Genomic DNA, 12,107 nt, shown 5'->3' on the forward strand with positions numbered 1-12,107 from the left:
GGTTGTTCCTCCTAGAAAAGCATTATGTGTTTGTTGCACATATGTATAGCTGCTGACACAAGCATAAACGCCTTCGGCGTCCTTATAGTTAAAGAAAAAGCACATGGATATCCATGTACTCTTTCTTGTTACAACATATGATGGTCATCTGGATTACGTGCCCTGAGCATTGAAACTTACATTTATCGTAGATGCAGAGCCTGAATTCGCTGATTGATAGGATAGGCGGGTATATTTCAGGAATCTGGCTGGTACTATGACATCGATAGAGCCTGCTGCTAAAGGATTATCTCCCGTAGTATCGACGAAATAGTTCGTTCCATCAGCACTGATTTCTACACGTGTGTTGACTGGATTTGCCCCAGTATTATTAATGAAGAAGGAATACGTTCCCAGTACGCTCGTAGTAACGGCCGGTAGAGGTGTATAGGTGTTAGCGGTCGCAATGCCTGTGGTCGTCTGTTCAATAAAGCTGCGTTGGGAAATAGAGGTCACACTACTTAGTGTACCGGCAGTAATTGTAGCTCCGAGTACACTGGTGATAGTTCCGTTTAGGATGTTGGTGACCGTACCTGCGGAAGACAGAGTACCCGCTGTGATTGTGGCACCGAGTACGCTGGTAATGGTGCCGTCAAGGATGTTGGTAACTGTGCCCGCGGAAGATAAAGTACCCGCAGTAATCGTAGCACCAAGCACGCTGGTGATAGTACCGTTTAAGATGTTAGTAACTGTTCCGGCGGAAGACAAAGTACCGGCAGTGATCGTGGCGCCGAGTACGCTGGTGATGGTACCGTTTAAGATGTTAGTAACTGTTCCGGCGGAAGACAAAGTACCCGCAGTAATCGTAGCACCAAGCACGCTGGTGATAGTACCCGCAGTGATCGTAGCGCCGAGCACGCTAGTAATAGTGCCATCCAGGATGTTGGTAACTGTTCCTGCGGAAGACAAGGTACCGGCAGTGATCGTAGCACCAAGCACGCTAGTAATGGTGCCATCCAGGATATTGGTAACTGTTCCAGCGGAAGACAAGGTACCGGCAGTGATCGTAGCACCAAGCACGCTAGTAATGGTGCCATCCAGGATATTGGTAACTGTACCTGCGGAAGACAAAGTACCGGCAGTAATGGTAGCGCCGAGTACGCTAGTGATGGTACCGTTTAAGATGTTAGTGACTGTTCCTGCGGAAGACAAAGTACCGGAAGTGATCGTGGCGCCAAGTACGCTGGAAATGGTGCCGTCAAGGATGTTAGTAATAGTACCTGCTGAGGACAAAGTACCCGCGGTAATGGTAGCGCCGAGCACGCTGGAAATGGTGCCGTCAAGGATGTTAGTAATAGTACCTGCTGAGGACAAAGTACCGGCAGTAATGGTAGCGCCGAGTACGCTAGTGATGGTACCGTTTAAGATGTTAGTAACTGTTCCTGCGGAAGACAACGTACCCGCTGTTATGGTTGCCCCAAGCACACTAGTGATTGTACCGGCAGTGATCGTAGCACCAAGCACGCTAGTAATGGTGCCATCGAGGATGTTGGTTATGGTACCTGCAGAAGACAAAGTACCGGCAGTAATCGTAGCGCCGAGCACGCTAGTAATGGTGCCATCGAGGATGTTGGTTATGGTACCTGCAGAAGACAAAGTACCGGCAGTGATTGTAGCGCCGAGAACGCTGGTGATGGTACCGTTAAGGATGTTTGTAACTGTTCCAGCGGAAGACAAAGTACCTGCGGTGATCGTAGCGCCGAGCACGCTAGTAATGGTGCCATCGAGGATGTTGGTTATGGTACCTGCGGAAGACAAAGTACCCGCTGTGATCGTAGCACCAAGCACGCTGGAAATCGTTCCATCTAGTATAATCGTCGTTAGATTTCCGCTTGGATCTGTAGTGAGAGGATGATCAATTAGCGAAGCATCCCGGCCGAATATAAGCGTTCGTAGATTATCAGGATTCGCTTGAAAAGAGCTATAGTTAGGCAAAGTTCCTCGTCCCTTCCTTATAAATGATCAAGTTATACCTTAAGACTGGGCTTGGACGTATACACATTCTTGCCTAAACCCTTTAAATGTTGCCTGGAGGTGGGGATTCGACTGCACTTTAAGAATCGACTCAGTACTAGCACTCTCATTTCTTTTGGAGCAACATCTCTTCTGAGTCTATAAAACAATCAAAACTATTCGGGTAGATCTTCAGCGGACACTAATAAGTTGATCTCCCTGATGCTTAACTGCATAAGAGATTATCGTTTTAGCTCCGCTTTTTTGTTTTATGTTGCTGTGCTTTTTAAGCTCCAGGCCGTTAAGGATTTCATTCATTTCCTAAGGGCTTTCTGGAACTCAACCCATAAAAAGGCCCAAACCGTCGTTTGAGCCTTAAGCCTAAATAAACCGCAGTCCAATAAGCCGCAAACCGATAGGGACAATCCTTAGCCATTCGAATGGTGTGATATTAATATATGGTGGGAAATAGGGGGTGATTGGGCAGAAAAGCAATATACGCACATTCCCACAACCTGTTACTGAGAGTGGCATAAAATAGAATAAGCTTAAGTACGGGGAGGATAATTCATGCCGAACGACTCAGTCTTCAATCAGAGTAGCCAGCCACTTTTTACAGAACAAGTCAACACGTATGTAGCACCTGGTATAGATTCAGCTCCTGAAGGGGGAGCAGCAAAGGCGGGGCTATTGTTTGGAATCCCGTTTACTTCTACGGTAACGACGGCTGCGCCGTTAGTTATTCAGATTAGTAATCCGGGAGGCAGCGGACGTACCTTGTATGTATCCCGTGTTACTGCCAGCTCAGCGACAGCGGCTGTTACTTTATCACTACTTCGGAACGCTACGGTCACCGGGACCACCGTCACACCGATTAATTATAATTTTGGGAGTGCGTTAACTAGTGTTATGACTGCTAGAACCTCAACTGCTGCGCCAACTGGAAGTCCGGCCACTCTAGTATCTCTATTGCTGGCGGTTGGTCCGGTCATTGTTGATTTTACAGGACAAATTGTTGTTCCTCCCGGAAATTCCATCACTACCTCCATAACGATTGCATCGGGGTCTTCAGCGGCGACAGCATCTATCAGCTGGTGGGAATATTAGAGACAGGGGGGATAGATATGCCTAATCAATTTGTATTTAACGACAACGATCAACCTCTTTTTGTGGATATGGTGAATACCTTCCAATCTCCAGATATCAGTGCGCCGCCTGAAATAAGCGCTTCGCAAGCCGCAGTCTTGTATTCAACTAACACGTCCGCGTCTAGTTTGGTCGTACTTAGTCTTATTTCCGCAATCACTTCTATCCGAATTAGTAATGCTGTGGGCAGCGGAAAAACAGTATATATCTCACGTATAATCGGTAGTATCGGCGGCTCCTCTCTGCTATCTGCAATGTCGGGTAGCTTTACAATTGTAAAAGGAGGGACGGTAACTTCACCAGCAACCTTAACGCCAACGAATAATAATTTGGGCAGCTCGGCGACGAGTGCGATGACCGTTCAGTCTTCCACAGCAGCCATTAGCGGGGGAACGACGCTTTTCAATTATCAATTGGCACCGGGGGCTTTCACACAGAACTTTACGGGCAGCATCATTGTCCCGCCTGGGACTGCTATTTGTGCTAACGTAACCTCATCCAGCTCCGCTGTAGGTTTAACGATTACCTCAGCATTGGGTCTTCTTTGGTGGGAACAATAGCGTTCTTGCTGCGAACCATTCACAGAGCTGAACCTTGACATCACTTAGGTTGAGGTTTTACATAAAAGGATGGAATGTATAGAAAATAAAGGGGATTGGCATTATACAATAAAGTTGCATGTCAGATTGGAATGTGAAAAGAGGGACAATTATGGAAAGTTGTTTATTTATTCATGGCTTTACCGGAGGTGAGCATGAGATCTCTCCCTTGTCCCAGTTTATGGAGCAGCATAATTACCGTTCCAGAACGTTTACCCTGAAAGGGCATGGGGGGAGCAGGAATGATTTATTGCATTCGGATCGACATGATTGGCAACAGAGTGCTGAAGATGAATTGACAGAGCTGTTAAAGACGGATGAAGGTGTTCATCTGATCGGCTTTTCTACCGGTGCCCTTATTGCTTCACATCTTTCTGTACGGTATAAACCCTGGATCAAATCCCTTACTTTATTGTCCACTCCCGTATTTCCGCTGAATCCCGTGGAGATTCTTAAGACTCTTGGGAGCTTTTCCATGCTAAAAACGTATATTAATAAATTCACTTCAACGCCCCCAAGGGCGACAAGAGAGTTTCAACGATTGGTCCGGGAGAGTTTTTCAATCTATCCGCATATTGAGACTCCAACCTTGATCGTGCAGGGTAAGCGAGATCATCTGGTGAAGACTCGAAGCGCTGACTTCCTGCAGCATACGATTCCTACAGCCCAAAAACAGGTGATAATGGTGGATAACAGTGGTCATATGGTTTGTCATTGTGAAGATAAGGATCGGATTATGAATGAAGTATTGCATTTTATTCAGGGTGTAGGAAGCTAAGCATATAGGTGAATAATGAACCCAAAGAGCCCCCAATAAGGAGGCTCTTTTTCTTGGGAATTTTATTTTTTATAGCTTGACAACGCATTCACAATCATGGTAATTTTTAGTTGGGAAACCGGTTTCCCTAAAATTATTTATTTTTTGTGTTAAAGACGTTAAAAACATTAGAGACATCACTGGGTGGGCTTGGTTTTTAATCAAGGAAGTAGGTTTTAGAGTGTTATGAATACGCTTTAATAAGAGAGGGAGATGCACGCAATGAAACGTAGGTTATGGTATGTACCCGTTCTAATTACATCTATTCTTCTTTCTACCGTGATTAATTTGTTTGTCTTAACACCGCAAAAAGCTGAAGCGGCAAGCATCGGCACGATCAATGAGAACGACACTATTTATCAGATTATGGTTGACCGATTTAATGATGGAGATACTTCCAACAATGCTACTGGTGCGGCAATTCGCTATGGAGAAAACTCTGAGGAAGATTTCCGTTATATGAAAGGCGGAGACTGGCAGGGGATTATCGATAAGCTATCATATATTAAAAATATGGGCTATACCGCGATTTGGATTTCCCCAGTGGCTGAGCCACAAATGACTAACCGGGATAACAATGGTACCGGTAAAAATACAGCCTATCACGGATACAACGTTAAGAACCCTAACGCTGCCAATCCATACTTCGGAACGAAGGAGAAGCTGAAGGAGCTTGTGGATTCCGCACATGCGCTTGGCATCAAAGTAGTGATTGACGTTGTGCCAAACCACGTCGGTGATTATATGCTAGGTTCCCAAGCCTATTATGATATCCCATCATTGCAGCCAGTGGCTCCATTCAATAATCCAGCATGGTACCACCATAATGGAGATATTAACTGGTCTCTAGCGGATGGAAGATATGATCAGTGGGCGCAGGATTACTTAGAGAATCATGATTTGGGCGGGCTGGATGACATTGATTTCGATGTTCCTGCGGCTAAGCAGGCGATATTCGATTCGATCAAAGGCTGGTTTGATTATACAGGCGCTGACGGTGCGCGTGTGGATGCTGCCAAGCTGATGAAGCCAACAGATATTGGTGAACTACAAAATTATCTGGGCGTTAATACATTTGGCGAGAATTTCGATGGAAATGCTGAATTTGTCTCACGTTGGGTCGGAAACAATAAGGAATGGGGCATGCTCGATTTCCCAATGTTCTTCTCCGTACTTAACAGCTTTGCTTATGGGCAGTCTTTTGAGTCCAATATCAAAAGCACCTTGGCACAGGATTCCTACTACAACGGGAATGCCAATCACATGGTTACCTTTATCGACAATCATGACCGCAACCGTTTTCTAACGGAAGCCGGGGGAAGCGTAGATAAGCTGCAGAACGCTTTAACCTTTATTTTTACAGTTCGTGGAACACCGGTTGTCTTCCAAGGAACAGAGCAGAACAAAGGCAATGGCAACAGTCAGATCATGACAGGCGGTATTGCGGATACTTGGAACCGTTGGTCTATGGTGAAGCGGGATGCAAGCGGAAACGTGATTGAGAACTATTTTAATGAAAATGCCAGCACCTACAAGCACGTAGCCAAACTTAATGAGATTCGTAAAAATAACCCAGCATTACGTACAGGTACTCAACGTGAAATGTGGGCTGCACAGAACTTATATGCCTTCTCACGTCGTATCGACACTGGAACTAATCAAGGTCAAGAAGCTATCTCTGTATTTAGTAATCAATCTAATGGTTCGCAAACGGTAACCATCCCGCTGCGCGCCGAGAGTAGTTTGACTGCAGGAACAGTTTTGTATAATCAGCTGAATACTGCAGATACAGTGACTGTACAATCAGGCGGAGTAACTGGGAAGCAAATTACTGTAACTGTAGGTGTGAATTCAGCAAAAATCTATGCGAAACAACAACAACCATCAGAAACAGTTCCTCCAACTACTCCGACTAATGTAACGGCAACTGTTCAGAATGCATCTAGCGCTTTGATCAGCTGGACGGCTTCTACCGACAACGTAGGCGTAACTGGATATGAAGTTTATCGTAATGGTGTCAAGGTAGGCACAACGGCGACTACTTCCTATACGGACAATGGTTTATCCGCTAGCACTACCTATAACTACACGGTAAAAGCATTTGATGCCGCAGGCAATCTATCTCTTCTTAGTGCGATTGCGTCTATTACAACACCAGCAGGGAACAGTGTCACGATTTACTATAAGCAAGGTTATACCTCGCCTTATATTCATTATCGCCCAGTAGGAGGTACATGGACGACATCTCCGGGTGTGGCTATACCTGTATCTGATGTAGCCGGATACAACAAAATAACGATTAATATCGGTTCCGCCAGCCAGCTTGAAGCATGCTTTAACAACGGCAGTGGCACATGGGACAGTAACGGGGGGAGCAACTATCTATTCGGTACTGGAACCTGGACCTATACGCCAACAGGAAGTATTACATCGGGTGGACCAGTGACACCAACGCCAACACCAACAGTAACACCGACACCAACACCAACAGTAACACCGACACCAACACCAACGGTAACCCCGACACCAACGCCGACAGTAACCCCAACACCAACACCAACGGTAACCCCAACACCAACGACTACACCGACTGGCAACACTGCAACGATCTATTATAAGAATACGGCTTATAGCAGCTCTTACATTCATTACAAGCTGGATGGGGCGACAGTCTGGACGACGGCTCCTGGTGAACAGCTTCAAGCTTCTTCTTTCCCAGGATATAAGTCGATTACAATTCAGCTGGGCACTGCATCCGGACTGACCGCAGCCTTTAATAATGGCAGTGGTACATGGGATAACAACGGCAGCAGTAATTACCATTTTGATGCTGGAACCTGGAGCCTGGTGAACGGAAGTATCAGTGCAGGGGAACCTCAAGCAGACAGTGTAACGTTTCGTGTAAATGTTCCAGCGTCTACTCCGGCGAGCGGACCTGTGTATCTTACCGGAACCTTCAACAGCTGGAATGCAGCGGATCCTGCCTATCAACTAACTAAAGGTAGTGATGGAGTGTATTCCATCACACTGAGCTTACCAGCAGGAACAGCGGTGCAATATAAAGTTACGCGGGGCGCTTGGACTAATGTGGAGGTAAACTCGAACGGATCGGACATTTCCAATCGAACGCTTACTCCAGCAGGCGGCGCACAAACAGTGAACCTGACCGTGCAGCGTTGGAAAGATCTATAAGTTACTATAAGAGTGGATCAAAATACCTTTCACATGCCAAGGAGCGGCCCCCCGTGTGGGGCCGCTCCTTGGTAAGTAGTACGAAGCTTTTTCATTTCATTGCAAAAGATACAATAGAAAAGCAGTCCAATTATGAAGTTGCTCCAAAGAATTTAGCTCTCATTGTGGATTCACGAGGAATTAGTTCTGGCTCAAGTAGCAAATGCTTGTGGGGCGCATCATTGCCACGAATGCGCTCCATCAGCAGCTGCCCTGAAGATACACCCAGCTTGAACGTATCGATATTAAGCGAAGTTAAAGGAGGTGTTGTATAACGGGACAGAGGATATTCATCGAAAGCGGCGATGCCAAGTTCAGATGGAACAACAATTCCGAGTGCTTTTGCGGCTTGAAGCACCCCAAAGGCTACATAACTGTTCATACACACTACAGAGTCTGGCCGTTCTTCACGCTGCAAAAGCTCAATTGCAGCATGATAGCTATCATGTTCATCAGCCTTGCAGTTAATGATCCATTGCTGATGAACGGTAAGATTCGCCTGCTGTAATGCGCTTAAGTATCCACCTAGGCGATGTGTATAAATTTTTTCCTGCTGCTGCCCGCCTATGAAGGCTATCTTTGAATAACCTTGTTCGATGAGATGCTCGGTCAGCATGTTGCCGCCTGCTTCATTATCGAAATCAATCCAGCTTCCGGGGGTCATAATCTCTCCAATGGAGATGTAAGGAAACTCCAGTTGATTCAGTTCTTCAGATAGCTCTTCAGTCAGCACGGAGTTGTTGGCAATAATACCGTCGACACGTTTGCTAAACACAAGCCTATTTAGAAAATGGCCTTCTGGACTACTATGTTGCACATTGGAAATGGTCAGCTCGTATTTTAAAGGTGCAATTACGCTCTCAATTCCACCAATAATGTTGTAGAAGAATTGGTTAAGAAACTCACTTTCTTTAGACATATCGACCAGTAAGCCAATATTGCAGCTGCTTTGTCTAGCTAACCCAGTAGCAATACTGCTTGGCGTGTAGTTCATTTGCTTCATAATCTCGCGAACCTTTTGTTTCGTTTCCTGCGATATTTTTGGGGAATCATTTAGTACTTTAGATACAGTAGATTTAGCCACATTGGCTGCTTTAGCAATATCAGAAATCGTTACTTTCATCGTCGTCCCTCATAACTTGAAAACGGTATTTGTAACCATAATAACACAAATTTAGCAGTCTCTCTAATGATGTATGAACAGATAGATAGAACGATAAAAGTATAGAAGGAGTCCATAAGTTATGCCTCAATCATGGTTTGTATATCATACAAGTGAAGATCCATTTGCCTATCCTGTAGGTACAGGGACCCTGAAGCTCAGATTATTTACACAAGCTGGACAGCAATTATCCTGTACCGTAATCCACTCGGATCGTTATGATTCTCCGGGGCAAGAAGTTCCTTTGCAGATGGAGCGGATTGGGTCGGCCGGTATTTATGAGATTCATGAAGCAATTATTCAGACCAGCACCAGAAGAAGCAGATATCTATTCCATATCGCGAATGCTGCGGGGCAGTATATCTGGTATGGAGAGAGGGGCGCTTCAGAGAATCGGGAGCGTGCAGGTTCTTTTCAATATGCATATCTTCACCATTCTGAGGCTTTGAAGTTACCGTTATGGAGCCAGGATGCGGTGACCTATCAAATTTATCCTAGCAGCTACAATGGTGGAACACTAAAAGGCATTACGGACAAAATACCTTATCTGCAGCAGCTTGGTGTGAACACAATTTACATGACGCCTGTATTTGAGTCTCCTTCCGAGCATAAATATAACACCTCCGATTATTATAAGATTGACCCTGCATTTGGAGATGTAGATGGATTGAAGATGCTAGTCAGTGAGGCACATCGTCATGGAATTAAGGTCATTTTGGATGCCGTGTTTAATCATTCGGGAGATCAATTCTTTGCTTTTAAAGATGTGATGGAAAAAGGCGAGCAGTCTCCATATAAAGATTGGTTCTTTATTCGTTCTTTTCCCGTAACACAGACGCCTACCCCGAATTATGAGACATTCGCTAAAGCTGAAGCGCATATGCCTAAGCTGAATATGGATCATCCGGAGACGGCAGATTATATGATAGAGGTTGCTAAGTATTGGATTCGTGAGACAGCGATCGACGGCTGGCGTCTTGATGTAGCGAATGAGGTCAACCCGGCTTTTTGGTCCCGGTTTCGGCAAGAGCTCAAGTCTGAATTTCCTGAAATTCTACTCATTGGAGAGATAATGCATGCTTCTGGGCCTTGGCTTAGAGGGGATCAATTCGATGGTGGCATGAATTATGTGCTTCGGGATGCCGTGCTGGAATTCTTTGCAGAGCAGTCAACAGGGCCAGATCGCTTTATGGAGCAAATACTCCATCAGGAGGCGTTGTATAATGACCAGGCGAATTCGGCTATGTTTCAATTGATTGGCAGTCATGATACGTTGCGTTTTCTTACAGCGTGTAAGGAGGGGGGACGTGGCTGGGACCGCGGGAGTACGGCAATACAGCGCATGAGGTTGGCAGTTTTTTTTCAGATGACTTATATCGGTATTCCGATGATCTATTATGGGGATGAGGTTGGGATGGAAGGAGCTACGGACCCTCACTGCAGAAAAGCTATGGTATGGCAAGAACAAGCTCAAAATACAGCGCTGCTGAAGTGGTATCAAGAGCTGATTTTCCTAAGAAAAAGCTGTGATATTCTACGAAAAGGTAAGTTTCGTCCTTGGTTCACGGATGAAGTCCGTAATGTCTTCAGTTATACACGGGGAATGGATCAAGAGAAGATAGGTTTAATTATCAATAATTCTCCGAACGCGTACGATCTTGAGCTTAATGTATATCGTTCGGATAAGAATTTGCTTACTGATTTACTGTCAGGAGCTACTTTTAAAAATAATAACAAGCTTATAGTGAGCATTGAACCGTTTGGATGTTTAATGTTGTACTAAAATAGTATAAGGCCCCTCTTCAAAGAAGGGGCCTTATTGTTGTTCTTAATTTGTAGCACTTTTTTTATTTTTGTTCTTTAAGTCTCTATACTCCTGATTCTCCCATTGTTTTAGCAACGGAAAAGGGTCAAAAGCCCATTCAGTAATCCCTCGGTCACGGTAGATGCCAAAATGTAGATGTGGTGGGAATTTCCCTTGTGTTCCTGGATTTCCGTAACCTGAGCTGCCAACCCAACCAATGATTTCACCTGGTGAGACGATATCTCCACGCGAAATGGATTTGTTATACCCGGATAAATGGGCGTAATAATGGTAACGGTTCTCGATATCGCGAATTCCAATTCTCCAGCCACCGTAGCGGTTCCAGCCTTTAGTTTCCACTAAGCCAAAGCAGGTGCTGCGTACCGGCATGCCTTGCGGTGCAAAGAGGTCAGTCCCTTCGTGAATACGTGCCCCACCCCAGCTTCTGCCGGTTCCCCAAGTGCTACGATAAGAATAAGAATTACTTAAAGGAAGTGGAAAAGCATTACCTGATAGGTCAAGCCGCCCAAAATGTTCATATAGCTTGGCGAACTGAGCTATGCGCTGAGAGGCACGACCATTGTGATAATACTCCCAAATGCCAATGCTGAAATCATTAGCTGAATCACCATATTTCTGCAAGTGTCTAGCCATACTATATAGAACATCAGCATCATTCTCTGGATCGGCGATTCCATCTCCTGATCCATCACGGCCGAAGCCGTTAAAGAAAGTGATGGATTCAGGAGAAGTATCCTCCTGATCCGGGTTAAGTGGACCGGACCATACGGGTGCTGGAATCATGATTCCAGTAAGACGGTTGGTGACGGGTTTGTCTGAGGAACCTTTTTTGGCGATGGTGCGTTCATATTGATCAATTGCTGCGAATCTAAACCAAGGGATTCCAGTGGCTGCACTCAGTTGATCATAAATCCCCCTACGGGCAGACCATATGGATTCTTTGCTAGCATTAACAGAATTGCCGCTGCTTTCCACCGGTTGGACTGTAGCCTGTACTGCAGCTGCTGGAACGGGAAGGCCTAAACCACCCCAAAGGATAGCGGCCGCGGACAGACATAACATAGTTCTCCGGTTATTAGTATTCTTAAATAGGGCCAGCAAGATAACAGCCTCCTTTTGTCCGGGCGTAGAATTGAATGTAGGCACTTCGGATGAAGCTTTTATTATAGATTGAAGCAAAAGGCTACTTTTTATCCGTTCTTGTCTAAAGGTACCAGTAAATTCTTCGCCGGAATCGAAGTTGAGATGCCCTGCATATTTCACAAAAACAGGCAATTGTAAAGCGCACATGGTATAATATGAGGCAGCATCTTTCATCTGCAGCATCACATTCAG

8 protein-coding genes are annotated in these 12,107 nt (G+C 45.4%); 5 read left to right on the plus strand and 3 right to left on the minus strand.

The window, feature by feature from the left end; all coding sequences use genetic code 11:
• Nucleotides 1-153 precede the first annotated feature (153 nt).
• A complete protein-coding gene (locus ACWNM1_RS11400) occupies nucleotides 154-1,974 on the minus strand; it encodes a DUF6385 domain-containing protein (RefSeq protein ID WP_449601015.1) in 1,821 nt (606 codons plus the stop codon).
• A gap of 588 nt (nucleotides 1,975-2,562) precedes the next feature.
• Between ACWNM1_RS11400 and ACWNM1_RS11405 the strand changes: the two genes are divergently transcribed.
• From ACWNM1_RS11405 to ACWNM1_RS11420, 4 genes are all read left to right on the plus strand, one after another.
• Entirely contained in the window at nucleotides 2,563-3,099 is a 537-nt protein-coding gene (locus ACWNM1_RS11405; protein ID WP_449601016.1) for a hypothetical protein, read from the plus strand.
• A 17-nt stretch (nucleotides 3,100-3,116) separates the two neighbouring features.
• Nucleotides 3,117-3,698, plus strand: a complete 582-nt coding sequence (locus ACWNM1_RS11410; protein WP_449601017.1) for a hypothetical protein — start codon at nucleotides 3,117-3,119, stop codon at nucleotides 3,696-3,698.
• 151 nt (nucleotides 3,699-3,849) lie between these two features.
• Nucleotides 3,850-4,515, plus strand: coding sequence for an alpha/beta hydrolase (locus tag ACWNM1_RS11415; protein ID WP_449601018.1), 666 nt, complete (start codon nucleotides 3,850-3,852; stop codon nucleotides 4,513-4,515).
• A gap of 261 nt (nucleotides 4,516-4,776) precedes the next feature.
• Nucleotides 4,777-7,746, plus strand: a complete 2,970-nt coding sequence (locus ACWNM1_RS11420) for a carbohydrate binding domain-containing protein (protein WP_449601019.1) — start codon at nucleotides 4,777-4,779, stop codon at nucleotides 7,744-7,746.
• Between the two features lie 130 nt (nucleotides 7,747-7,876).
• On the opposite strand, the gene ACWNM1_RS11425 is transcribed toward ACWNM1_RS11420, so the two are convergent.
• Nucleotides 7,877-8,908 (minus strand): LacI family DNA-binding transcriptional regulator, encoded by a 1,032-nt coding sequence (locus ACWNM1_RS11425; protein ID WP_449601020.1) that lies wholly within the window; start codon nucleotides 8,906-8,908, stop codon nucleotides 7,877-7,879.
• 121 nt (nucleotides 8,909-9,029) lie between these two features.
• On the opposite strand from ACWNM1_RS11425, the gene ACWNM1_RS11430 reads away from it, so the two are divergent.
• Nucleotides 9,030-10,730, plus strand: a complete 1,701-nt coding sequence (locus tag ACWNM1_RS11430) for an alpha amylase N-terminal ig-like domain-containing protein (RefSeq protein ID WP_449601021.1) — start codon at nucleotides 9,030-9,032, stop codon at nucleotides 10,728-10,730.
• 45 nt (nucleotides 10,731-10,775) lie between these two features.
• Here the strand turns inward: ACWNM1_RS11430 and ACWNM1_RS11435 are convergent, their stop codons facing one another.
• Nucleotides 10,776-11,834 carry a M23 family metallopeptidase gene (locus ACWNM1_RS11435; RefSeq protein WP_449601062.1) on the minus strand — a complete coding sequence of 353 codons (1,059 nt, stop codon included), beginning with the start codon at nucleotides 11,832-11,834 and terminating at the stop codon, nucleotides 10,776-10,778.
• Between the last annotated feature and the right edge of the window lie 273 nt (nucleotides 11,835-12,107).

This window comes from Paenibacillus sp. Marseille-Q9583 (assembly GCF_976954365.1).

Bases quoted from the DNA above. Each gene is read 5' to 3' on its own strand.
- ACWNM1_RS11415 (WP_449601018.1), top strand. From the start codon at position 3,850: ATGGAAAGTTGTTTATTTATTCATGGCTTTACCGGAGGTGAGCATGAG.
- ACWNM1_RS11430 (WP_449601021.1), top strand. From the start codon at position 9,030: ATGCCTCAATCATGGTTTGTATATCATACAAGTGAAGATCCATTTGCC.
- ACWNM1_RS11410 (WP_449601017.1), top strand. From the start codon at position 3,117: ATGCCTAATCAATTTGTATTTAACGACAACGATCAACCTCTTTTTGTG.
- ACWNM1_RS11405 (WP_449601016.1), top strand. From the start codon at position 2,563: ATGCCGAACGACTCAGTCTTCAATCAGAGTAGCCAGCCACTTTTTACA.
- ACWNM1_RS11420 (WP_449601019.1), top strand. From the start codon at position 4,777: ATGAAACGTAGGTTATGGTATGTACCCGTTCTAATTACATCTATTCTT.
- ACWNM1_RS11435 (WP_449601062.1), bottom strand. From the start codon at position 11,834: ATGTTATGTCTGTCCGCGGCCGCTATCCTTTGGGGTGGTTTAGGCCTT.
- ACWNM1_RS11425 (WP_449601020.1), bottom strand. From the start codon at position 8,908: ATGAAAGTAACGATTTCTGATATTGCTAAAGCAGCCAATGTGGCTAAA.